This window comes from Bradyrhizobium sp. BR 10289 (assembly GCF_019455385.1).
GTDB lineage: Bacteria > Pseudomonadota > Alphaproteobacteria > Rhizobiales > Xanthobacteraceae > Bradyrhizobium.
Map to the genome: position 1 here is coordinate 64188 of NZ_JACOFR010000024.1, position 23619 is coordinate 87806.

21 protein-coding genes are annotated in these 23619 nt (G+C 65.8%); 10 read left to right on the forward strand and 11 right to left on the reverse strand.

Features of this window, described 5'->3' with window-relative positions:
• Positions 1-143 precede the first annotated feature (143 nt).
• From HYH08_RS30100 to HYH08_RS30110, 3 genes are read left to right on the forward strand one after another with little or no spacing between them, the layout of a single operon-like run.
• The gene (locus tag HYH08_RS30100; protein ID WP_220013446.1) at positions 144-2462 is read left to right on the forward strand and encodes a bifunctional salicylyl-CoA 5-hydroxylase/oxidoreductase; all 2319 of its coding nucleotides are present in this window, start codon (positions 144-146) and stop codon (positions 2460-2462) included.
• Positions 2463-2478: 16 nt separating this feature from the next.
• Complete coding sequence (locus tag HYH08_RS30105) at positions 2479-3657, forward strand: acyl-CoA dehydrogenase family protein (RefSeq protein ID WP_220013447.1); 1179 nt, start codon at positions 2479-2481, stop codon at positions 3655-3657.
• A 17-nt stretch (positions 3658-3674) separates the two neighbouring features.
• Positions 3675-4106, forward strand: coding sequence for a RidA family protein (locus HYH08_RS30110; RefSeq protein WP_220013448.1), 432 nt, complete (start codon positions 3675-3677; stop codon positions 4104-4106).
• A gap of 34 nt (positions 4107-4140) precedes the next feature.
• Here the strand turns inward: HYH08_RS30110 and HYH08_RS30115 are convergent, their stop codons facing one another.
• From HYH08_RS30115 to HYH08_RS30130, 4 genes are read right to left on the reverse strand one after another with little or no spacing between them, the layout of a single operon-like run.
• A complete protein-coding gene (locus tag HYH08_RS30115; protein ID WP_220013449.1) occupies positions 4141-5163 on the reverse strand; it encodes a Gfo/Idh/MocA family protein in 1023 nt (340 codons plus the stop codon).
• The gene (locus tag HYH08_RS30120; protein ID WP_220013450.1) at positions 5153-6199 is read right to left on the reverse strand and encodes a Gfo/Idh/MocA family protein; all 1047 of its coding nucleotides are present in this window, start codon (positions 6197-6199) and stop codon (positions 5153-5155) included. Before HYH08_RS30120 ends, HYH08_RS30115 begins: the two co-directional genes overlap by 11 nt.
• Positions 6200-6209: 10 nt before the next feature.
• A complete protein-coding gene (locus HYH08_RS30125) occupies positions 6210-7352 on the reverse strand; it encodes an N-acetylglucosamine-6-phosphate deacetylase (RefSeq protein WP_220013451.1) in 1143 nt (380 codons plus the stop codon).
• Positions 7349-8095 carry a glucosamine-6-phosphate deaminase gene (locus HYH08_RS30130; protein WP_349631471.1) on the reverse strand — a complete coding sequence of 249 codons (747 nt, stop codon included), beginning with the start codon at positions 8093-8095 and terminating at the stop codon, positions 7349-7351. Before HYH08_RS30130 ends, HYH08_RS30125 begins: the two co-directional genes overlap by 4 nt.
• Positions 8096-8256: 161 nt before the next feature.
• Between HYH08_RS30130 and HYH08_RS30135 the strand changes: the two genes are divergently transcribed.
• From HYH08_RS30135 to HYH08_RS30155, 5 genes are all read left to right on the forward strand, one after another.
• Positions 8257-9294 carry a LacI family DNA-binding transcriptional regulator gene (locus HYH08_RS30135; protein ID WP_220013452.1) on the forward strand — a complete coding sequence of 346 codons (1038 nt, stop codon included), beginning with the start codon at positions 8257-8259 and terminating at the stop codon, positions 9292-9294.
• 112 nt (positions 9295-9406) lie between these two features.
• Positions 9407-10750 (forward strand): extracellular solute-binding protein, encoded by a 1344-nt coding sequence (locus HYH08_RS30140; RefSeq protein ID WP_220013486.1) that lies wholly within the window; start codon positions 9407-9409, stop codon positions 10748-10750.
• 64 nt (positions 10751-10814) lie between these two features.
• On the forward strand, positions 10815-11702 hold the full coding sequence (locus HYH08_RS30145; protein WP_220013453.1) for a carbohydrate ABC transporter permease: 888 nt from the start codon (positions 10815-10817) through the stop codon (positions 11700-11702).
• Positions 11699-12559 (forward strand): carbohydrate ABC transporter permease, encoded by an 861-nt coding sequence (locus HYH08_RS30150; protein WP_220013454.1) that lies wholly within the window; start codon positions 11699-11701, stop codon positions 12557-12559. Before HYH08_RS30145 ends, HYH08_RS30150 begins: the two co-directional genes overlap by 4 nt.
• Positions 12560-12641: 82 nt before the next feature.
• On the forward strand, positions 12642-13418 hold the full coding sequence (locus HYH08_RS30155) for a LamB/YcsF family protein (RefSeq protein WP_220013455.1): 777 nt from the start codon (positions 12642-12644) through the stop codon (positions 13416-13418).
• A 21-nt stretch (positions 13419-13439) separates the two neighbouring features.
• Here HYH08_RS30155 and lpdA read toward each other — a convergent pair whose 3' ends face one another.
• From lpdA to HYH08_RS30180, 5 genes are read right to left on the reverse strand one after another with little or no spacing between them, the layout of a single operon-like run.
• Entirely contained in the window at positions 13440-14837 is a 1398-nt protein-coding gene (gene lpdA / locus HYH08_RS30160) for a dihydrolipoyl dehydrogenase (protein ID WP_220013456.1), read from the reverse strand.
• Between the two features lie 13 nt (positions 14838-14850).
• Positions 14851-16131, reverse strand: coding sequence for a dihydrolipoamide acetyltransferase family protein (locus tag HYH08_RS30165; RefSeq protein ID WP_220013457.1), 1281 nt, complete (start codon positions 16129-16131; stop codon positions 14851-14853).
• Positions 16131-17147 (reverse strand): alpha-ketoacid dehydrogenase subunit beta, encoded by a 1017-nt coding sequence (locus HYH08_RS30170; protein ID WP_220013458.1) that lies wholly within the window; start codon positions 17145-17147, stop codon positions 16131-16133. The genes HYH08_RS30165 and HYH08_RS30170 overlap by 1 nt, the downstream gene beginning before the upstream one ends.
• A 3-nt stretch (positions 17148-17150) precedes the next feature.
• The gene (locus HYH08_RS30175; RefSeq protein WP_220013459.1) at positions 17151-18383 is read right to left on the reverse strand and encodes a 3-methyl-2-oxobutanoate dehydrogenase (2-methylpropanoyl-transferring) subunit alpha; all 1233 of its coding nucleotides are present in this window, start codon (positions 18381-18383) and stop codon (positions 17151-17153) included.
• The gene (locus HYH08_RS30180) at positions 18380-18700 is read right to left on the reverse strand and encodes a hypothetical protein (RefSeq protein WP_220013460.1); all 321 of its coding nucleotides are present in this window, start codon (positions 18698-18700) and stop codon (positions 18380-18382) included. The genes HYH08_RS30175 and HYH08_RS30180 overlap by 4 nt, the downstream gene beginning before the upstream one ends.
• Positions 18701-18825: 125 nt before the next feature.
• Here HYH08_RS30180 and HYH08_RS30185 point away from each other — a divergent pair, with 125 nt between their 5' ends.
• A complete protein-coding gene (locus HYH08_RS30185) occupies positions 18826-19326 on the forward strand; it encodes an Lrp/AsnC family transcriptional regulator (RefSeq protein ID WP_220013461.1) in 501 nt (166 codons plus the stop codon).
• A 54-nt stretch (positions 19327-19380) separates the two neighbouring features.
• On the opposite strand, the gene HYH08_RS30190 is transcribed toward HYH08_RS30185, so the two are convergent.
• The gene (locus tag HYH08_RS30190; protein WP_220013462.1) at positions 19381-19740 is read right to left on the reverse strand and encodes a RidA family protein; all 360 of its coding nucleotides are present in this window, start codon (positions 19738-19740) and stop codon (positions 19381-19383) included.
• Positions 19741-20030: 290 nt separating this feature from the next.
• On the opposite strand from HYH08_RS30190, the gene HYH08_RS30195 reads away from it, so the two are divergent.
• Positions 20031-22352, forward strand: a complete 2322-nt coding sequence (locus HYH08_RS30195) for a molybdopterin guanine dinucleotide-containing S/N-oxide reductase (RefSeq protein WP_220013463.1) — start codon at positions 20031-20033, stop codon at positions 22350-22352.
• An 11-nt stretch (positions 22353-22363) separates the two neighbouring features.
• Here the strand turns inward: HYH08_RS30195 and HYH08_RS30200 are convergent, their stop codons facing one another.
• Positions 22364-23386 carry a hypothetical protein gene (locus tag HYH08_RS30200; protein ID WP_220013464.1) on the reverse strand — a complete coding sequence of 341 codons (1023 nt, stop codon included), beginning with the start codon at positions 23384-23386 and terminating at the stop codon, positions 22364-22366.
• Between the last annotated feature and the right edge of the window lie 233 nt (positions 23387-23619).

Genomic DNA, 23619 nt, shown 5'->3' on the forward strand with positions numbered 1-23619 from the left:
ACGCAGGTCAGCAATGCCCGCCTTGGCGTCTTGACAATTCGCGCATCGTCGAAATATTTTATACTTAAAATAATTCGACGGCTGGCATTCCTTTCTTGTGATTGCAGCTCGGCAAAAGGCGCGGCGCGCGAAAGCGAGGGATCATGCGGATAGTCTGTATCGGCGGCGGTCCGGCCGGTCTTTATCTGGGCCTGCTGATGAAGCGCCGTCACCCGGAGCACAGCATCACCGTCGTCGAGCGCAACAAGCCCTACGATACGTTCGGCTGGGGCGTCGTGTTCTCGGACGCGATGATGCAGGCGATGCGCATCGCCGATCCCGAAAGTGCGGCCGAGATCGAGGATGCCTTCAATCACTGGGACGATATCGAGCTCGTCTTCAAGGGCACGCGCCAGCGCACGACCGGGCACGGCTTCATCGGCATCGGCCGCAAGCATCTGCTCAACATCCTGCAACGGCGCTGCGAGGCACTTGGGGTCGAGCTCGTGTTCGAGCGCGACGTCGAATCCGATCTCGAATTTCCCGACGCCGACCTGATCGTTGCCTGCGACGGCGTCAATTCCAGGATCCGCGCCCGCTATGCCGAGCAGTTCCAGCCCGACATGGTGATCCGCCCCAACCGCTACATCTGGCTCGGCACCAAGAAGGCGTTCGACGCCTTCACGTTCGACTTCCAGAAGACCGAACATGGCTGGTTCCAGGCTCATATCTACAAGTTCGATGCGGAGACCTCGACCTTCATCGTCGAGACCACGGAAGAGGCTTACAATGCCCACGGCCTCGGCGAGCTCGACCAGCAGGGGTCGATCGCGTTCTGCGAGAAGATCTTTGCCGGCACGCTCGACGGCGCGAAGCTATTGACCAATGCGCGCCATCTGCGCGGCTCGGCCTGGCTGAATTTCAGCCGGCTGATCTGCGGCAAATGGAGCGTGTTCAACGGCAGGTCCCATGTCGTGCTGATGGGGGATGCCGCGCACACCGCGCATTTCGCGATCGGCTCGGGCACCAAGCTCGCGCTCGACGATGCCATCGAGCTCGCCAACCAGTTCGACCGCCACGGTCACGGCGGCGACAACATCGGGACGGTGCTGGAAGCGTACGAGGAAGTACGCCGCGTCGACGTCGCGCGCATCCAGAACGCCGCGCGTAATGCCATGGAATGGTTCGAGGTGGTCGGTCACCGCTATGCCGACACGCTGGAGCCGCCGCAATTCTTCTATTCGATGCTGACGCGCTCGCAGCGCATCAGCCACGAAAACCTCCGCCTGCGCGATCGCGCCTGGCTGGAGGGCTTTGAGCGCTGGTTTGCCGCGCGTTCCGGGATTGCCGTGAAGGACGGCGAGCGCGTGCCGCCGCCGATGCTGACGCCGCACCGCGTGCGCGGCCTGTCGCTGGCGAACCGCATCATGGTCTCGCCGATGGCGATGTATTCGGCGAAGGACGGGCTGATCGACGACTTCCACATTGCCCATCTCGGCGCGCGCGCCATGGGCGGCGCCGCGCTGATCTTCGCCGAGATGACCTGCGTCTCGCCGGACGCGCGGATCACGCCGGGCTGTCTCGGCCTTTGGAACGACGAGCAGGCGGCGCAGTGGCGGCGGCTGGTCGAGTTGATCCACAGCCTCGGCCACGCCAAGGTCGGCATCCAGCTCGGCCATGCCGGACGGAAGGGATCGACCCGGCTGGCATGGGAAGGCATCGATCAGCCGCTCGAGACCGGCAACTGGCCGCTGATCTCGGCCTCGGCATTGCCCTATCTGCCCCACAGCCAGGTGCCGCGGGCGATGGACCGCGGCGACATGGACCGCGTGCGCGACGATTTCGTCGCCGCAACGCGCCGCGCGGCCGCAGCGGGCGTCGAATGGCTTGAGCTGCATTGCGCCCACGGCTATCTGCTGTCGAGCTTCCTGTCACCGCTGACCAACCGGCGGGATGACGAATATGGCGGCAGCCACGAGAACCGCGCACGTTATCCACTCGAGGTGTTCAGGGCCGTGCGCGCAGCGTGGCCGTCCGATCGGCCGATGTCGGTGCGCCTGTCGTGTCACGACTGGACCGAGGGCGGCAACACGCCGGCTGACGCCGCGATCTTCGCCGCCATGTTCAAGCAGGCCGGCGCCGACGTGATCGATTGCTCGTCGGGACAAGTCTGGAAGGAGGAGCGGCCGATCTATGGCCGGCTGTTCCAGACGCCGTTCGCCGATCGCATCCGCAACGAGGTCGGGATCGAGACCATCGCGGTCGGTGCGATCTCCGAGGCCGATCACGCCAACTCGATCTTAGCTGCCGGCCGCGCCGATCTCTGCGCCATCGCGCGGCCGCATCTTGCCGATCCCGCCTGGACGCTGCACGAGGCCGCCCGCATCGGCATCACCGCGATCAGCTGGCCGAAGCAATATGCATCCGCCAAGGGACAATACGAAGCTAACCTGGCGCGTGCCGCGGCCGCGGGCGCGCAGTGAGCGGAGGAAGGATCAGATGAGCTCCGTGGCGAAGGTCATCCGGCGCGAATGGCTCGACTGGCCGTTCTTCGAGCCGCGTCATCAGGCGATCGGCGACAAGCTCGACCGCTTCGTGCAGTCGGGTGTGCTCGACGAGATCGACCACAACGATGTCGACCGCGCCTGCCGCAAGCTGGTGCGCGCGATGGGCGAGGCGAGGATACTCGATTGCGCAGTCGCCGCGCCCGACGGCGATGCGACGACGATCGATTCCCGCTCGATCTGCCTCTCGCGGGAGTCGTTGGCGTATGCCGACGGCCTCGCCGATTTCGCCTTCGCCATGCAGGGGCTCGGCTCCGGCGCGATCGCGCTCGGCGGCTCCGCAGAGCTGCGCAAGGCGGTCCTGCCGAAGGTTCGCTCCGGCGAATGGCTTTCGGCCTTCGCGCTATCCGAGAAGGAAGCGGGATCGGACGTCGCGGCGATGTCCTGCACGGCGCGCGCCGATGGCGACGGTTACGTCATCGACGGCGAGAAGACCTGGATCTCGAATGGCGGCATTGCCGACGTCTACACGCTGTTCGCGCGGACCGGCGAGGCGCCGGGCGCACGCGGCATCTCGGCCTTCGTCGTCTTTCCCGAGGATCCCGGCTTCGGCATTGCCGAGCGTATCGATGTCGTCGCTCCGCATCCGCTGGCGACGCTGCGCTTCACGGGCTGCTGGATTCCGGCGAGCCGCCGCCTCGGCGCACCCGGCGGCGGCTTCAAGCTCGCGATGCAGACGCTGGACATCTTTCGTGCGTCGGTTGCCGCGGCCGCCCTCGGCTTTGCGCGCCGCGCGCTCGACGAGGCGTTGTGGCATGCGAAGAGCCGGCACATGTTCGGAGCGACCCTGGGCGATCTGCAATTGACCCAGGCCGCGCTCGGCGACATGGCAACCGAGACCGATGCCGCCGCACTCCTGACCTACCGCGCGGCCTGGCGGCGGGATGTCCAGAAGCTGCCGACCACGCGCGAGGCCGCGATGGCGAAGCTGACCGCGACCGAGACCGCACAGCGCGTCATCGACCGCGCCGTGCAGATGTTCGGTGGCCGCGGGGTGCGCAAGGGCGAGATCGTCGAAAGCCTCTACCGCGAGATCCGCGCGCTCCGCATCTACGAGGGCGCGACCGAGGTCCAGAAGCTGATCGTTGCACGTGAGCTGTTGAAGCCGCGCTGAGAGGGATTGAATTCGGCATGACCATCTTGAGAAAGCCGGAAGCCGCCGCGACCGGTGGTCCGCAGGTGCTTCAACCCAGCGGCTGGCCGCAGCCGAAGGGATATGCCAACGGCATGATGGCCGAAGGACGCCTCGTCGTGACGGGCGGTGTCGTCGGCTGGGATGTTGCCGGCCAGTTCGCCGACGGCTTCGTCGCGCAGGTTCGGCAGGCGCTCGAGAACATCGTGGCGATCCTGGCGGAGGGTGGTGCTCGGCCCGAACATCTGGTGCGCCTGACCTGGTATGTCGTCGACATGGACGAATACGTCTCCAATCTGAAGGCGCTCGGCAAGGCCTATCGCGACGTCGTCGGCGTTCACTATCCCAGCATGGCGCTGGTTCAAATCGTGCGTCTGGTCGAGCCGGCGGCCCGGGTCGAGATCGAAGCGACCGCCGTCGTTCCGCGTTGAGCGCGGATGGCGCCAGCCTCGCAACCTTCACTTCCTAGCGTCGAGGCGGTTCGGCCCATCGCAGGGGCTGCCCGCCGTTTGCCGCGCTCTCCTGCGCAAGGATCGCGATGCGCGTAGCGCGCAGGGCGTCCGCCGTCGGAATTTGCAGGGGCTCGCCACGGACGAGATGATCGAAGGCGAAGCCGGCGGGCGAGGCGCCCGCGGGCAGGTCGATTTCGCGCCGGGGCTTCGTTGCGGTTTCGACCAGCAGGCGGTTTTCCGCGAAGAGAACGTCGGCGCGTCCCTTCGTCCCGGAGATCCGCATGGCATAGTCGCCATGCCGTGGCGATGCTTCGGGCTGGATCCAGTCGACCTCGATCGAAAATTGCGGACCGCCGTCGCAGGCGAGGATGGCACGGCCGAGCGCAGGAAAATTCGTCGTGCCGGCAGCCGGCGTCGGCGAGACCCAGCCGCTGACCGTGCCGCTGCCGTGGCCCGTCAGCCAGAGCGCCAGATCGATGTCGTGGACCGTGAGGTCGGCGAGGATGCCGCCATAGGTCTGCGGCTCGAACATCCACGCCGGGCGACGGCTCGGGATGAGCTTGTGCGGCCCGGTTGCGGCGATCGAGACGATCTCTCCAAGCTCGCCGCTGTCGATGATCGCGCGGAGCGCGAGCGTCACGGGATAAAAACGCTTCTCCAGCAGGAGCGTCAGCAGATCGCGCCCCGCGAGCGTTTCCTCGATGAGGGCGAGCTGATCCATGGTCACGGCCATCGGCTTGTCGACGATCGCGAAGATGCCGCGGTGCAGGAGTTTGGCGACGAGCGGGGTGCGAAAGCCAAACTCGGTGAAGATCGCCGCGGCGCGAATGGGATGCGTGTCCAGAAGCGCATCCAGATCGGCATAGCCGGGCGCGTTGGTGCGTCGTTCGAGCTCGGCGCGCCGTGCCGCGTCATGGTCGGCGACGGCGACGACCCTGACGTCGGTGCGGTTCGCGATCTCCGACAGCACATATTCGACATGCGGGTGGGCCGCGCCGACGATGGCGATCTCGAGCATCCCGGAGTTAGCCGGCATCAATGGCCTCCGCTGCGATCTCGCCGGGGTTGATGGCTCTGCCTTCCCCGGCCGAGCGATAGATCGCCTCGACCAGCCGCGCCGCTTCGAATCCATCCCTGAACGTGCTCGCCGGCGGCCGTCGCTCCCTGATGGCACCGACGAAATCACGCCATTGCGCGATATGTCCGTCGATCCCGATGGCTTTGGGATCGCTCGCGGCGCTTCCGACACCGGCCGCGCTCGGCGGCTCCGCGACATCGGCAAAATCCCAGCGGACGATGCTGTCATTGGCGAGCTCGCAGCTGCCGCGATCCGTGAACAGCCGCAGCATGGCCGGCCGTCCCGGCGGCAGTGCCGTGCTGGTCACGATCACACCGAGCGTGCCGGACGCGAAGGACAGCAGCGCGGCCGTCGTGTCCTCGACGGCGTGCGCGTGACCAAGCGTCGCCGTCTTGCCCTGCACACTCGTCACGGCTCCGAACAGCCAGAGCATCAGGTCGAGATTATGGACGCCCTGATTGAACAACGAGCCGCCGCCATGCTCCGTCGCGCTGCGCCATGGCTTTTCCGCGTAATAGGCCTCGGAGCGGTACCAATGGATTGCCGTCTCGATCAGGCGCGGCTGTCCGAGACGACCTTCGTCGAGCAGAGCCTTGATTGCTTGGTGCTGCGGCTCGAGCCGCCGCTGCGAGACCACACCACATGTCAGCTGCGAGCGCTCGGCAGCACGGACCAGCGATGCGGCCTCGGCCGGATCGACGCAGAGCGGCTTCTCGACCAGGACGTGCCGCCCGGCTTCGATCGCAGCAAGCGCGGCGTCATGGTGCGCCCCGCTCGGGGTGCAGACCACGACCGCGTCGATCGCGGCATTTGCCAGCATCGCCTCGGGGGTTGCGAACGCCGGAACATCTTCGCCGTTTCGGCACGTTGCAATCTGCTCGGGCGTGCCGCCGGCGATCGCGGACAGGACGGTCTCGTCGAGTGCGCGGATCGCCCGTGCATGCGTCTCGCCGATCGCCCCTGGACCGATCAACCCGATGCGAAGCCGGTTCATGTCTCATTCCTCAGGGGTTGAAGGGCCGGCCGGCGACGTAAATCGTCTCGGGCACGAGAGCCCCGTCCTCGCCGAGACGGAAGCGCAGCAGGTCCGCCGGCGCTCCCACTGTCAGCGCGGGTAGGTTGAACGGCAGACGCGGATTGATTGTTGCGAGCCTCAGCGCTTCTGCCAGGCTCAATCCGGCCATGCGCTTGGCGGTCGCAACCCCAAACGCGAGGCTGACGGCCGCACCCGCCAGAAAGGAGGTGCCGACGACCTCCAGCCGTCCATTCGCCTTCAGCTCGACCTTGCCGCCGATCGGGGCGTCATAGAGTCCAGGCGCGCATCCCGCGAGCGCGGCGGCGTCGGACACCAGGATCGATCGCTCCAGCCCCTTTGCACGCAGCATGGCCTTGAAGGTCTCGGCGGGAAGGTGATGACCATCGGCGATGAAGCTCGCCCACAGCGCGTCCTCGGCCAGCTGCGACCAGATCGGGTTGGGATGCCGCGGCAGCGTGGCCGCGATGCCGTTGCCGAGATGGGTCGAGAGCGTTGCTCCGGCCGCGACAGCTGCGGCGATCTGATCCGGCGTTGCGCCGGTATGGCCGAGCGCAACTCGAACGCCACGCGCGCGAAGACCGCGCACATAGGCGGTTGTTTCCGGCCAATGCGGCGACAATGTCACGAGGCCGATGAGATTTCCGCTCGCGGCCTGCCACGCGTCGAACTCGTCGAGATCAGGCGGCCTGACATGCTCGGCGGGGTGGGCGCCGCGCGGACCGTCCTCCGGTGCGATATGCGGTCCCTCGACATGCACGAAGGGCATCGCGTGTTTCAGAAGCGGATCGCTGTCGCGCGCCTGCGCAATGGCGCGCAAGCCCGCGATCATCGAGTCGCGCGACGCCGTGATCAGCGTCGGCGCAAACCGCGACACGCCGCTGGTGTGGACGGCTGTTGCGAGATCGCGGACCGTCCCGGGATCGGGACGGGCATTGAGATCGTGGCCGGCAAAGCCGTTCAATTGCAGGTCGAGCAGACCGAGCGTCAACCAGAACCCGTCGTCATCACCGCCGGGAATGATCTCCGAGATCCGGCCCTCCTGAATGACGATGGTGCGCTTCTGTCCGGTCTCGGGGTCTCGGCCCGAGACGCGCGTTGCCGGATCGGTCATGCGCGCACCGTTGCTTGCGAGAGCTGCGGCGGGGTGGAATCGCGGTCGAGATACAGCGCGCATCGCGGATGCGTGCGGAGCGCACTTGCCGGGCAGGCCGTGCCGATCGGGCCGTACAGGGATTGCTCGACCGCGGCGCGCTTGGATGCGCCGGGGACGACGCAGAACAGTTGGCCGGCGTCCAGCAGCCGGGGAATCGTCAGCGTGATCGCGTGCGTCGGCACGTCACTGAAGCTCGGGAAGCATCCGTCGTCGACCTGCTGCTGCCGGCAGACCGCGTCGAGCTCGACGATTTTGACCGGTTTCGGATCGTGCAGGTCGGCGACCGGCGGATCATTGAAGGCGAGGTGACCGTTGACGCCGATGCCGAGGCAGACGATGTCGATCGGGGCCTCGTTGAGAAGGGCGGCATAGCGCGCCGTTTCCCGGTCCGGATCCGGCTCCTGTCCGATGATGTGCACGGCGCCGAAGGCGATGCGCGAGAAGAGGTGACGCGTCAGCCAGGCGCCGAAGCGTTGCGGCGCATCCGCGGCAAGTCCGAGATATTCGTCCATGTGGAAGGCCGTGACGCGCCGCCAATCGATATCGCGCTCGCGGGCGAGGGCATCCAGCATCTCCGCCTGGCTCGGTGCCGCCGCGAAGATCATCCGCACGTTGCCCTGTCGCGCGAGGCGGTCGCGCAGCGCGGCAGCGACGTCCGCGGCAGCGGCCCGGCCCATCGCATCCCGCGTTTCGAATGTCACGATCGAAGGAGCTCCCGAAGCCGTCATGCTGATCCGTGATTTTGCCGGGCCGCCGTCACCCCGGCGCGGAGAATGGTATGCAACCGGTTGCATGTCAAGCTTGCACCACGCGCGTGACCAAGGCATGTAGTTGAGGGCGATGCAGAGGGAGGTGGCCTGCGGTGAAGCGCGATTCCGACAGCGGCGGGAAGGAACGTCCGTCGGTCGTGCCGACGATCAGCCAGGTGGCGAAGGCCTCCGGCGTGTCGCGCGCGACCGTATCGCGCGCCTTCTCACGGCCGGAGATGCTGACCGAGGCGACCGTCCGGCGCGTCAAGGAGATCGCGGGCAAGCTCGGCTACGTGCCGAACCAGGTCGCGCGCGCCTTGTCGACCGGACGCCATGGCAATGTCGCACTGATCGTCTCTGACGTTGCCAACCCGTTCTTTCCGCCGCTGATCAGGGCCGCGCAGCTGCGCGCCGACCAGGCCGGGCTGTGCGTCTTCCTCGGCAATTCGGATGAGGATCCCGCGCGCGAGGAGTTGCTGGTCGGCCGTTTCATCGGCCAGGTGGAGGGGCTCGTCCTCGCTTCGTCGCGGCTCGACGAAGAGCATATCCGCCGCCACGCGACGCGCCGGCCGCTGGTGCTCATCAACCGCGATATCGAAGGCATTACGCGGGTGCTGATCGATACGGCGCCGGGCGTGGCGGCTGCGATCGCGCATCTTGCCGAGCTCGGCCACCGGCACATCGCCTATGTCAGCGGCCCGACGACGTCATGGTCTAATCAGCAGCGGCGTAATGCCGTCCGGCGCGAGGCGGAGAAGCGCGGGCTCAAGGTGATCGCCGTTCCCGCCCGTCCGCCGTCCTACGACACCGGCCGATTGGCGGCGACCCAGATCGTCGCGAGCGGCGTCACCGCCGCGATCGCGTTCGACGACCTCGTGGCTCAAGGGCTGATGGCGGGGTTAGCTGCACTCGACGTCGAGGTGCCGAAATCCTTCAGCGTCGTCGGCTGCGACGATGTCCTCGGCGAGACCACCTATCCGCCGCTCACCACCGTGTCGGCGCGCTGCGCCGATGCCGGCGATGTCGCGGTCGGCCTGCTGCTCAGCCAGATGAATGGCGGCGTGTCGGGCGAGATCCGCCACAAGCTGAATTCCCATCTCGTCATTCGCGCCTCGACCGGCCCGGCACCTTCGAGGCGGCGAGGCCGCTGACGATTTCAGCAATGGCCTGCGAAAGCGGCGCTGGATCGCAATTGACACGCAACCGGTTGCATGCGAGCTTTTCCGCAGGATTTGTCCCATTCCGGATGTGAGAATGACCCTCATGGTGAAACCCGTCGGCAGGTTAGGTGACGTCACGCTGTCCGGGGATCGCAATCGACCGGCGCATTCGAATCGCCGGTCGTGGATGTCGGCCGCATTGTCGCTGGTACTGGCCGTCGCAATGCCGGCGTTCGCTTCGCCCGCATCCGCGGAGAAGCTCACGATCTGGAGCGGGTGGCCTGATCTCGCCCCGTTCTACAAGCGCGTCGGCGACCAGCTGAAGAGCAAATATCCGGATCTCGAAATCAGCGTCGAGGCGATAGCGCTCCGCGAGCACGAGAAGCGGCTTGCACTGTCGCTTCCGTCGGGCGCGGCCGGTGACGTCATCGAGATGGAGGTCGAGGCGGCGCGCTATCTCGAGGCCGGCCTCATTCCGGAGCCGCCGGCGTCGATCGTCGATTTCGTCAAGGCCAATTACGACATGACGCGCGTGAAAACCGCGATGTACGACGGCAAGATCTACGGCGTGCCGCTGTTCCAGGGGCAGGGCGCGCTGTTCTACAACACCGAGATGTTCGCCAAGGCCGGCCTCGACGGTCCGCCCAAGACCATGGCCGACTACACCGCCTATGCGCAGAAGCTCGCGCAACGCGACGCTTCCGGCACCCCGACGGTGAGCGGGTGGAGCCTGCGTCTCAGCGGTGGCGGCTCGGGCATCGCGGAGAAGTATTGGACCATCCTCTACAATCACGGTGGGACGCTGCTCGAGGAGAAGGGCGGAAAATGGCGCGCCGCCTATGCGAGCCCGGCCGGCCGCGCCGCGCTCAAGCAATATCTCGACAATGTCGTGGTCTACCGGACCGTGACGCCCGAGATGAAAGCGGACGCGGAAGCCTTCGAGCTCGGCCAGACCGCGATGTTCATTCGCGAGTCCTGGGTGATTGGCGATGTCGCCAAGAAGGCGCCCAATCTCAAATACGCCACGGCCCCTCTGCCCAAGGGCACGCTGATGGTCCCGGTCGATCTCTATGTCCCGAACAAGGGCGCGAAGAGCCAGATCGCCTGGGATTTCGTGCAGAAGGCCAACGAGCCGGAAAACCTGCTCTGGCTGCTCGAGAACACGGCCTGGGTCCCCAATCGCAAGGGCCTGGACTACTCCGCCGTGCTCACGAAGATCCCGCAGCTCGGCGCCTTCGTGAATACGCCGTCCGACCACGTCTTCTTCACGGTCCCGGCGATCAGCCCGGCCAGTGAAATCCTCACCCGGCTTGCGGCGCGGCTGGAGAAGGCTTTCACCGACAAGTCGCTGGCCGGTAATGACGCCGCGATCGATGCGTTCCTGAAGTCCGCGGCTGAGGAAAGCGACAAGATCCTCGCGCGCGAAGATTTGCTGGCTAAACCCTAGAGCTTCCGACAGCGACCCACTCAATCCAGGCGCCGGCCGCAGACCGGCGCTTGCCGGAGGATCGATGCGCACCACGCCGAAATGGCTGTTTCCCGTTCTGGCGCTGCTTCCGGTCCTCGCCCTCTACGGCTGCATCCGCGTCTATCCGATCATCGAGACGCTGCGGCTCAGCCTGTTCCAGTGGAACATCATCTCGCGGCGCAAGCCGTTCGTCGGCTTCGCCAACTTCGTCGAGCTTGCAGGCGACCCGCTGTTTCTCGAAGCGATCTTCAACACCACCATCATCGCCTTCAGCGTCGTGGCGATCACCATTCCGGTTGCGCTCGCACTGGCCGCGTTGATCAATACAAGGCAGGGGCTGCGGCGCAGCGGCGTCTATGAGGCCTCGGTATTCCTGCCGCACGTCGTCTCGCTGGTGCCGGCGGCGATGGCCTGGAAATGGATTTTCGACGCAAGGCTCGGACCTCTCAACGCCCTGATCGGCCTTGTTGGAATTCCAGCCCAGTCATGGCTGTTCGATCCTGTACTATCGCTCATCTGCCTGATCGTGCTCTGCTCCTGGCAGGCGATCGGCTATGCAGTCCTGATCTTCCTGGTCGGACTGAAGAACGTTCCGGAGGCGCTCTACGAGGCCGCGCGCCTCGATGGCGCCTCGTCGATTCAGGCCTTCCGCTACATCGCGGTGCCGCTGCTCAAGCCCGTCATGCTGTACGTGTCGGTGATCACGCTGATCTCGTCCTACAACATCTATGCGCAGGCCTTCGTGCTGGCCTCCGACGTTCAGGGCGCGCCGGGGCATCTCGTCCGCGTGCTCGTCCTCGACATGCTCGAAAACAGCTTTCGCAATTACCGGGTGGGCTATGCCGCCGCCGAAGCCGTCGTGCTGCTCGTCATCGTCCTCATCCTGACCGCCGCGCAGTTCAGGCTGTTCCGTGACCGGAGCCGCGCATGAGCGAGCACGAACGCGAGCATCCGTCCGTCGTCGGCCAGAGCGGAGCCGTCGGCCTCGTCATCGACATCGTTCTTGGCGCCGTCAGCCTGATGATGCTTTTGCCGCTGGTCTTCCTGATCAGCAACGCGTTCAAGACGCCGCCGGAGCTCCTGGCCTGGCCACCGACGGTGATCCCGCACCAGCCGACGCTGGAGAACATCGTCAGCGTGCTCGGTGAAACGCCGCTGTTTCGCTGGATCGGCAATTCGCTGGTCTTCGCGACGCTCTCGACCGCGAGCATCGTCTCCACATCGGCGATCGCCGGTTATGTGCTCGGCAAGTTCGACCTGCCGGGGATCCCCGTCATCTTCGGCATCATCATCGCGACGGCGGTCGTCCCCTTCGAAGTCTACATGATCCCGCTCTACCTCAACGTCCAGGCGGCCGGACTGCTCAACACCTGGCCCGGACTGCTGATCGGCTATCTCATCATGAGCTTCGGCATCTTCCTGGTGCGGCAATATGTGATGACCTCGATCCCCGACGAACTGCTGGAGGCGGCGCGGGTGGATGGCGCGGGGGAAACCTGGATCTTCCTGCGGATCGTGCTGCCGCTGATGCGTGGCCCGCTCGGCGCGCTCGCCGTGCTGGCGTTCTTTCAGGCGTGGACGGCCTTCGCGTGGCCGCTCGTCGTCATGACCAACAAGGAGACCTACACCCTCGAGGTAGGGCTCGCGCTGTTTCAGACCGGTTTCACCGTGGATATCGGCCGCCTCAGCGCGGCCGCCGCGCTGGCGCTGGTCCCGAGTGCGCTGTTCTTCTCGCTGATGCGCCGGAATTTCGTGCGCGGCGTGGCCGCAAGCGGCCTGAAGGAGTGATGTCGCGCGGCACGGCCAATTTTTTGGGACACACATCGCCGATCACGAGTATATCGAACCTGCACGCCAAACGAGGACGACGATGACTCTGATCGATATGAACTGCGACATGGGCGAAGGTTTTGGCGTCTACACGCTCGGTGACGATTCCGAAATGCTGCGCACCGTCACCTCGGCCAACATCGCCTGCGGCTTTCATGCCGGCGACCCGCTGGTGATGCATCGCACCTTGACCGAGGCGAAGGCCAATGGCGTGCAGGCCGGCGCGCATCCCGGCTTCCTCGATCTCTGGGGCTTTGGCCGCAGGCCGATTCAGGGCGAGCGGCCCGCCGACATCGAGAAGATCGTACTTTATCAGATCGGCGCACTGATGGCGCTGGCCTCCGACGCCGGCCACGTCGTCCGCCACGTCAAGACCCACGGCGCGCTCGGCAACATCGCAGCGGAAGATCGCGATCTCGCCGAAGCCGTGGCGCGCGCGATCCGCACCATCGATCGCAATCTGATCTTCGTGGTGATGCCCGGCCAGGAGACGGAGCGGGCCGGCGAGAAGTTCGGCCTGCCGCTGGTCCGCGAGATCTATGCCGATCGCGCCTATGCCGACAATGGCAATCTGGTGTCGCGCCGTCTCGCCGGGTCCGTCATTCACGATGCCGAGGTCGCGTCCGAGCGGGTCGTTCGTATGATCGAGGACCGCGCCATCATCTGCCTGTCGGGAACGAAATTGCCGACCCGCATCGACAGCGTCTGCGTCCACGGCGACACGCCGGGCGCGGTCGCGATGGCGCAGCGCCTGAAGGCGCGTCTTGCAGCGGCAGGCGTAACGCTGGCCCCGATGGCGAAGGTCATCGGCGCCTGATCGCTTGCCGGCCGGATGAGGCTAGACGTGGATCGCGTGGCCGAGCGCCTTGAAGGCGGCCTCCTGAATGGCCTCGCCGAGCGTCGGATGCGCGTGGATCGTGCCGGCGATGTCCTGCAGGACCGCGCCCATCTCGATTGCGAGGCCGAACGCGGCGGACAGCTCCGAGACGCCCTGTCCGACCGCCTGGATGCCGATCACCTGCTGATTGTCGGCCCTGGCGACGATGCGCACGTAGCCGGCCTCGCCATGGCGCGTCATCGCCCGGCCATTAGCTGCAAAGGGGAACTGCCCGACCTTGATCGTGATGCCGGCCTCGCGCGCCTCATCCGGTGACAGACCCGCCGAGACGATCTCGGGATCGGTGAAGCAGATCGCAGGGATGCAGCGCTTGTCCCAGGCGCGAGGCAGGCCGGCGGCGATCTCCGCCACCATCTCGCCCTGCGCCATGGCGCGGTGGGCCAGCATCGGCTCGCCCGTGACATCGCCGATCGCATAGATGCCGCGCATCGAGGTCTCGCAATGCTGGCCGATGCGAATGAACCGGCCGTCCATGTCGAGCACGAGCTGCTCCAGCCCCAAATTGGCCATGACCGGCGCGCGCCCGACCGTGACGAGAATCTTGTCGGCTGCGAGACTTCGCTCCTGACCATCCGCCGCCTCGACGCGCAATCCGTCTCCCTGTGCGGTCGGGCCGAGTGCCTTGGCGCCGGTCAGCACCTCAATACCGAGCGCGGCGAGGCGTCTTGCGATCTGCGCCGTCAACTCGGAATCGTAGAGCGGCAGGGTGTTGTCCTGCGCCTCGACCACCGACACCTTGCTTCCTAGCTTGGCGAATGCGGTCCCGAGCTCGAGCCCGATATAGCCGCCACCGACGACCACGAGGGACTTTGGCACCTCCGAGAGCGACAGCGCGCCGGTCGAGGAGATGACCCTGCCGCCGAACGGCAGCGACGGCAGCTCGACCGGCGCGGAGCCGGTCGCGATCACCACCGTTTCCGCCTTGATCGTCTTCGAACCGGTCTCGGTCTCGACGACGATCGTCTTCCCGTCTTGAAAGCGTGCATGACCTTGGACGATCTTGACCTTAGCCTTGCGCAGCAGTGCGGCGACGCCGTTGTTCAGCCGCTGGACGATGCCGTCCTTCCAGGCGATCGCCTGCTTGAAGTCCAGCGCGGGCTGCGCCGCCGTCAGGCCGAACGGCGTCTTGCCGTTCGCGGCCTCGGTCAGCTTCTCGAATTCCTCGGCGACGTGGATCATCGCCTTGGAAGGAATGCAGCCGACGTTCAAGCAGCTTCCGCCGAGCTTGCCGCGTTCGACGAGGACAGTGTCGAGGCCGAGCTGGCCGGCGCGGATCGCGCAGACATAGCCGCCGGGTCCGCCACCGATGACGACGAGCTGACAGGTGATTTCGGTCATGGCTTGTTCCGCCTCAGGGATCGACGAAGATCGTCGCCGGGTTCTCCAGCAGCTCCTTGAGCCGCTGCACGAAGATGGCGGCGTCCCATCCGTCGATGACGCGATGATCGAAGCTGGAGGAGAGGTTCATCACCTTGCACGGCACGAACTGCGCGCCGTCCCAGAGCGGACGTATCGCGATCTTGTTGACGCCGACGATGGCGACCTCGGGATGGTTGATGACAGGCGTGGTCGCGAGCCCACCAAGGGCGCCGAGCGAGGTGATGGTGATGGTGGAGCCGGTCAGCTCCTCGCGCGTCGCGGTGCCCTCGCGGGCGCGCTGGGCGAGACGGTTCAGCTCGAGGCTGCAATCCCTGAGGTCGCGCGCCTCCGCATGCTTCACCACCGGCACGACGAGGCCCGACGGGGTCTGGGTCGCGATGCCGATATGGATGCCGGCATGTTGATGGACGATGCCGGCCTCGTCGTCATAGAGCGCGTTCAGGGCGGGCTGCTCAGTGAGCGCCTTGACCATGGCGCGCATCAGGAAGGGCAGCAGCGTCAGCTTCGGTTGCTCCGGCACCGGCTTCTTGTTGAGCGTCGCGCGCAGCTCTTCCAGCGGGGAGACGTTGACCTCCTCGATGATGGTGATGTGCGGGATGCGAGATTTCGACAGCGCCATCTTCTCGGCAATGCGGCGGCGCAGGCCCACCACCTTCACGTCGGTGACGGCCGTCTTCGGGCTCATGCCGCGGCCATGGCGAGGTACCGGCCCGCGCGACAGGAAGGCGTCGATGTCGTCGTGGGTGATGCGGCCGGCGGGGCCGGTGCCGTGGACCTGGCGCAGGTCGATGCCGGCTTCCCGCGCCCTGAGGCGGATGGCGGGCGATGCCGTCGGCTTCTCGCCTGGCGCGCGGCGGACCTCAGGCGCGGTCGCCGGTCGCGGGGGCTCGTTGGTGACGGGACGGACGCGCGCAGGAGCGGATGGCGCAGCAGTTTCGGCCTTCGTCGCAGCCGTTGGTGCCGCAACGTTCTTCGCTGGCGCCTCGTCTTCGAGCTCCGTGGCATCATCGCCGGCGACCTTGAGCTTCACGAGCGTCGAGCCGATCGCGACCGCTTCACCGATCTGGGCGCCGACCCAGCTGATCTCGCCCGCGAGCGGCGAGGGAATCTCGACCGAGGCCTTGTCGGTCATAACGGTGGCGAGCAGATCGTCCTCGCGAACGAGATCGCCCACCTTGACGTGCCATTCGACCAGCTCGGCTTCGGCAATGCCTTCGCCGATATCAGGAAGCCTGACGCTGCGCTCGCCCATCAGCCTGCCTCCATGATGTTGCGCAGCGCTTGTCCTAGTCTCGCGGGGCCGGGGAAATAGTCCCATTCCTGCGCATGCGGATAGGGCGTGTCCCAGCCCGTGACGCGCATCACCGGCGCTTCGAGATGATAGAAGCAGTGCTCCTGGACCAGTGCCGTGAGCTCCGCACCGAAGCCGGAGGTCAGCGTTGCCTCGTGCACCACGATACAGCGGCCGGTCTTGGCGACGGATGCGGCGATGGTCTCGAGATCGAGCGGAAGCAGCGTGCGCAGGTCGATCACCTCGGCGTCGACACCGGTCTCCTCGACCGCGGCGAGGGCGACGTGAACCATGGTGCCATAGGCGAGCACGGTGACGGACTCGCCCGTGCGCCGCGTCACCGCCTTGCCAAGCGGCGTGGCGTAGTGGCCTTCCGGCACTTCGGAGAGCTCATGTTTGGCCCATGCGGTGACGGGGCGGTCGTGATGACCGTCGAACGGGCCGTTGTAGAGCCGCTTCGGCTCCAGGAAGATGACGGGGTCCGGATCCTCGATCGCTGCGATCAGCAGGCCCTTCGCGTCATGGGGATTGGACGGCACCACGGTCTTCAGCCCCGCGACATGCGTGAACAGCGCCTCGGGGCTCTGGCTGTGCGTCTGCCCGCCGAAGATGCCGCCGCCGGTGGGCATGCGGATGACGAGCGGACAGGTGAAGTCGCCGGCCGAGCGATAGCGCAGGCGCGCCGCTTCCGAGACGATCTGGTCATAGGCCGGATACATGTAGTCGGCGAATTGCAGCTCGACGCAGGGGCGCAGGCCATAGGCGGCCATGCCGATCGCGGTGCCGACGATGCCGCATTCGCTGATCGGCGCATCGAAGCAGCGCGAGACTCCGTATTTCTGCTGTAGGCCCTGCGTGCAGCGGAACACGCCGCCGAAGAAGCCGACGTCTTCGCCATAGACCACGACGTCGTCATTGCGTTGCATCGACACGTCGAGTGCCGAGCGGATCGCCTCGATCATCGTCATGCGCGGCACGGCTCAAACTCCGATCTGCTGGCGCTGGCGCCGCAGATGCGGCGGGAGCTCGGCGTAGACGTCCTCGAAGATGTCGCGGGCCGACGGCTTGCTGCCCGAGTGCAGCGTGCCAAAGCTCTCGGCCTCCTTCTGCGCGGCGATAATCTCGGCCAAAATCTCGGCCTCGGCCTGCTTGTGGCGCTCTTCCGACCAGGCGCCCGCTGCGATGAGATGCTGCTTGAGCCGGATCACGGGATCGCCGAGTGGCCACTCCTCGGATTCGTGCTTGGGACGGTAGGCGGACGGATCATCCGAGGTCGAATGTGCGCCGGCGCGGTAGGTGACGTATTCGATCAGCGTCGGCCCGAGGTTGAGCCGCGCCCGCTCGATGGCCCATTTCGCCACCGCATAGGTGGCAAGATAGTCGTTGCCGTCGACTCTCAGCGCGGGAATGCCGAAGCCGAGCCCACGCGCGGCGAAGGTGCCGGAGCCGCCGCGCGCGATGCCCTGGAAGGTCGAGATCGCCCATTGATTGTTGACGACGTTGAGGACGACGGGCGCCTTGTAGGTCGAGGCGAACACCAGCGCGGCGTGGAAATCCGACTCGGCGGTCGAGCCGTCGCCGATCCAGGCGGCGGCGATGCGGCTGTCGCCCTTGATCGCGGAAGCCATCGCCCAGCCGACGGCCTGGACGAACTGGGTGGCGAGATTGCCTGATATCGTGAAGAAGCCGTGCTTGCGCGACGAGTAGAACACCGGAAGCTGGCGTCCCTTCATCGGGTCGTTCGCATTGGAATAGATCTGGCACATCATGTCGACCAGCGGATAATCGTGCGCGATCAGAAGGCCGGCCTGGCGGTAGGTCGGGAAGTTCATGTCGTCGGGGCCGAGCGCGATGCGGAAGGCGCAGCTCACCGCTTCCTCGCCGGTGTGCTGCATGTAGAAGGAGGTCTTGCCCTGGCGCTGCGCCATCTGCATGCGTGCGTCGAACGTACGCAGCGTCATCATGTGACGGAGGCCGGCGACCAGCTCGTCCTTGGAAAGGTCAGGCACCCATGGCCCGATCGGCTGTCCCTCGTGATCGAGCACGCGGATGATCGAGTAGGCGAGATCACGAATCTCTTCGGGCGCCACATCGACCGGCGGCCGTCGCACCGAGCCTGCCTTCGGAATCGAGACGCCGGAGAAGTCCGGCTTGCCCCCGGGCCGGCTTGCCGGCTCCGGAACGTGAAAGCGAAGGGGTGTCGGGCTGGTCATGGAAGCATCCGCTCCTTTAGAGGTCCTGGAGGGACAACGCCGGGCCGATTGGAATCCTCGCGGGCGAGCTCGACGACGTGAAGGTCGGTGATCGCGGGATGGCGTGAAAGCCGTTCCGTGAGGTCTGCGCAATCGACCGACGGCATCACTTCAAGCACCATCCGTATCGTCCGGTTCCCATCGGAGTGCGTTGTCATCGCGACCTGGTCGAGACCGAAGCCGAAACGTGCCGCGTCGAGGACGAGCCGGACGATCCCGTCAAAAGGGTCGGGCGTGGTGGCGATGACGCTGACGCGCCGGCGCTGTCGGAGTTGCATGTCACGTTCTCTCGCGACACAATGATAATCTTCCGGACGAAGAAAATGTCCCGAAATCCCGACATCATGGCTGGATTAGCGGAAGATTTTCCCGTCAAATGGAAGAATTACAGAAGGATTACCCGATGCCCTCCAAGCGCAGCTCCGTCGGGGAGCTTGATCAGCTGGATCGCCGGATTCTCTCGGCGCTTTGCGAGGACGGTCGCCTGACGACGAGTGCGCTGGCCGAGCAGGTCGGGCTGTCGAGCTCGCCGTGCTGGACCCGGGTGAAGCGCCTGGAGGAAAACGGCGCGATCGAGAAATACGTCGCGGTGCTCAACCACGCCAATCTCGGTTACAACAACATCGCCTTCGTCGAGATCACGCTGGACAAGCACGACGACAAGGTGCTCGATCGTTTCGGCGCCGCGCTGTCGCGCATTCCCGAGGTGATGGAGGCTTACCTCGTGACCGGCGACTACGATTATCTCATCAAGGTGGTGGTGCGGGACACCGACCACTATGAGCGCTTCCTGCGGCAGGCGCTGTACCGGATCCCGGGCATCAGGCAGTCGCGGACGACATTCGGCCTGCGCACGCTGAAGCGCCAGATCTCGATCGATCCGTCCAAGGCCGGTCAGCCGTAAGCTCTCTCGTTGCGTGGAAGCGAGCGCTGGAGGTCCGGCGGCGCGTGTCCGGCGTCAAGCCTGCTGCGGCCGCGCGGCGATGGCGGTCATCTCGAGCTTCACGCCGGGCCCGAGATCGGCGACGCCGACTGCGGCGCGCGCCGGCAGATGCGCTTCGGCAAAATGAGCTTTCCAGGCCGCATTGAACGCTGCCTTCTCCTTGAGGTCCGTCATGAAGATGGTCACCTGCAAGACGTTGGACAGATCGGATCCGAGCGTCTTCAGCAACTGGGTCAATTGCTTGAGGACGTCGTTGGCCTGACCCGACATATCGAGGCTGGTGTCCTCGGGAACGATGCCGCCGATGTAAAGCACGCCGTTATGCTCGACCACTTCGTGGAGCAGACCTTCGTAGGGCAAGACGCGCTTGATCATGATGAGAACCGATATTGCTGGAGGGGATGGGCGGCATATCGCACATTTCAATGGGCGTGCCAAAACAGGAACCGCGCCATTCCGGGGTGTGATATAAGATATTGAAATAAAATAATAAACTTCCTGGCGGATCTCCCCCGATCGCTCGCCCTAACATCCGCCAAGCTGTCCTTGCACGAGGCCCCGGCATTTCCGCCGGCCTGATCCCGACGACATCAGGTAGCGGATCGGTATACTGGCACCCGAATTGACTCGGGGGCGGCCGGCCGACCCGGAACAAGGATCAGATGATGGACGATACGATTGGTTTTCCCGATCCGGGCCTCGACCTCTCGGACGGCTTCAAGCCGCACACCTCGCATTGGGGCGTGTTTTCCGCGCGTCAAGGCAAAGCGGGACTCGAGGTCAGGGCCTATGCGGGCGATCCCGATCCGAACGGCATCATCGACAATTTCCCCGGCGCGCTGCGCCATCAGGCGCGCATCGCGCAGCCGGCGATCCGCCGTGGCTGGCTCGAGCGCGGGCCCGGCCCGGACGATCGCCGCGGCCGCGACGAATTCGTCTCGGTCAGCTGGGAGAAGGCGCTCGATCTGCTCGGCGACGAGCTCGGCCGCATTCGCGAAACGCGCGGGCCCGGCGCGGTGTTCGGCGGCTCCTATGGCTGGTCGAGCGCGGGCCGCTTCCACCACGCCCAGAGCCAGGTGCACCGCTTCCTCAACATCGCGCTGGGCGGCTATGTGCGTTCGGTGAATTCCTATTCCTCGGGTGCATCCTCGGTGCTGCTGCCGCAGATTCTGGCGGGCTATGAGGAGATCACCAAGCGCAACGTCACCTGGGAGCAGATCGCAACCGAGACCGACATCGTGCTGGCGTTCGGCGGCATGGCGCTGAAGAACTCCATGGTGGCCGGTGGCTCGATCAGCAAGCACGTCGAGCGCGGCGCCATGGAAGCTGCACGCAAGCGTGGCTGCGAGTTCATCCTGATCAGCCCCCTACGTGAAGACCTGCCGGTCGAAGCCGGCGCGGAATGGATGACGTGCGTGCCAAGCACCGACACGGCGCTGATGCTCGGCATCGTCCACACGCTGGTCGCGGAGAATCTGCACGATCAGGCTTTCCTCGATCGCTACACCGAAGGCTGGCCCGTCTTCCTGCGTTATCTCACCGGCGAGAGCGACGGGCAGGCGAAAAGCGCCGAATGGGCCGCCGCGATCTCGGGCGTCGATGCGGACACCATCCGCAAGCTCGCGCGTCGCCTGGCCGGAAGGCGGGCGCTGATCACCGTCTCGCATTCGCTCCAGCGCGCCGAGCATGGCGAGCAGCCGGTCTGGATGGGCATGGTGCTGGCGGCCGCCCTCGGCCAGATCGGCTTGCCCGGCGGCGGCTACGGCTATTCGCTCGGGGCGATCGGCTATTACGGCCGCCGCGTCAACGACGTGCCGGGGCCGACGTTGGGGCAGGGCCGCAACGGCGTACGCGATTTCATCCCGGTCGCGCGCATCGCCGACATGCTGCTCAATCCCGGGACCACCTATCGCTACAATGGCGAGACGCGGACCTATCCGGACATCCGCCTCGTCTATTGGGCCGGCGGCAATCCCTTCCATCATCACCAGGACATCAACCGCCTGCGCAAGGCGTTCGCGAAAGTCGACACCTTCGTCGTGCACGATCTCGGCTGGACCGCCACTGCGCGCCACGCCGACATCGTGCTGCCCGCGACGATGACGCTGGAACGCGAGGACATCGGCTATTCCAGCAACGATCCGCTGATGGTCGCGATGCACCGGATCGCCGAGCCGTTCGGCCTTGCGCGTGACGATTACGATATCTTCGCCGATCTCGCCGAGCGTCTCGGCGCGCGCGAACCATTCACCGAGGGCCGCACGTCACGGCAGTGGCTCGAACATCTCTACGAGCCGACGCGTGCCTCGCTCGAAGCGCGCGGGCTCGAGGCCCCTCACTTCGACGAGTTCTGGCGGCGCGGCAGCCTGGTCGTGCCGCAGCAGCCCGACGACGGCGGCCGGCTGCGCAGCTTTCGCAAGGATCCGGTTGCGCATCCGCTGCCGACGCCGAGTGGGCGCATCGAGATCTTTTCGCAGAAGATCGCAGCGCACGGCGATGCCGATTGTCCGGGACATCCGGTCTGGCTGGAGAAGACCGACATGCCGACGCCGGGTGCGCCGTGCTTCCTCGTCGCCAACCAGCCGGCGACGCGCCTGCACAGCCAGCTCGATTTCGGCGGCCATTCGCTGGGCGCAAAGCATCGTGGTCGCGAGGTCGCGCGCATGAACCCGGTCGACGCCGACGCACGCGGCATCAAGGACGGTGACATCATCCGCCTGTTCAACGCGCGCGGCGCCTGCCTTGCCGCGGTTCACGTCACCGACGGCATCGCGGCGGGCGTCGTGCAGTTGCCGACCGGTGCCTGGTACGATCCCGCAGACCCCGAGGACGAGGCGCCGCTCTGCGTCCACGGCAATCCGAACGTGCTCACCCGCGACATCGGCACTTCGTCCTTTGCGCAGGGCTGCACCGGGCAGCTGACTACGGTCGAGGTGGAAAAATTCACCGGCAATCTGCCGCCGATCCGCGCGTTCGATCCGGCGTAGGCGACGGCCGATCAGCTCGACATCAACGACATCAGGGGCGCCGGCCTGGCGCACCCGGTGACGGATTCCGATGCAAACTTCCCGGCGGCCATTGCCGGCGGCAACACCGGATTGGTGCTGTGCCAGGTCGGCGGCCAATGCTCGGCCTTGTGTCCCCAGGCATTGAGCTGTCCGAGCGCGTCGAACAGGCCGAGATATTGGTGATAGGCGACGTTCGGCAGGTCCTCGCCGATCGGACATCCCAGCGTCACCACGCGGATTCCGTCGAGCCGTTCAGCCGGCACCGACCGGATCGCGTTGCTGATCTGAAGCGCGCCCTTGCTGTGCCCGACCAGCATGCGGAACGGCTGTTTCCGGTTCATCAGCAGCGCGTGAAGCACGTCTGATGAGCCCGACCCGGTTCGGAACACCGGCGCTCCGCGCAGCGTCGGCTCGCTGGGCGCCGATGCGGCGAGCTTGCGGCCGATGCTTGCGACCTCCGGCACAGTTGCCGCGAGGCTCTTCTGGATCATCGACTTGCTGCCGAGATAATCGTGCAGGCCGAACGCGAACCAGCCGCCGAGCGACTGGAGCAGCACGTCGGCAACACCGTAACCCGGAACGAGCGCCAGCACGGGCTTTCGGAGCGCGACCGAAACGTCCCAGGCCAGCGCCGCGCTTCCCAGCGCCGAGCTGCCGACGCCGGTGATCGTGACGATGTCGACGTCCCGCGTTTCCTGGTAGGGCGAGTTGAGAAAGGCTTCGACGCTCTTGTATTCGTGGACGTAAGGCGGTGTCGCCGCGTCAATCAGGAGCATGGATCCCTCGGGATTGCTGAGCGCGTCGAAGTCGACGATGCGGGATGGAAGCTTTTCATCCCGCGCCGCCATTTGCGCGTCTTTCCCCGCCAATCCGGCGCGCAAGGTTAGAACGTCGTAGAATATGAAGTCGAGTGCGGTGTTGAACAGCCGGCACGAACGCACGGCCGGCTCGACGAGCCATTGTGGAATCTCGAAGAGGGACAGTCCGGTGGAGAAATGATCGTGTGTCGCCATGACGGGCTCCAATCGCTTTTTTTAAGAATCGATCTGCCGCCTGATCTCATCCGCCAATGTGCGGTCAGGCCGACGCCCGGCAATATGATTGTTATATGGAGGTGCGGCAATTTACAATTGTCGTGCCGACCAAACGCCCGATCACATTTGTCGCAAAGAATGGGGCCGTCCTGTGTGGGTGCAGGGACGGCCCCGAGTGGCTCGTGGCCCGGGAGGAGCAGGGCGCGAGCTGG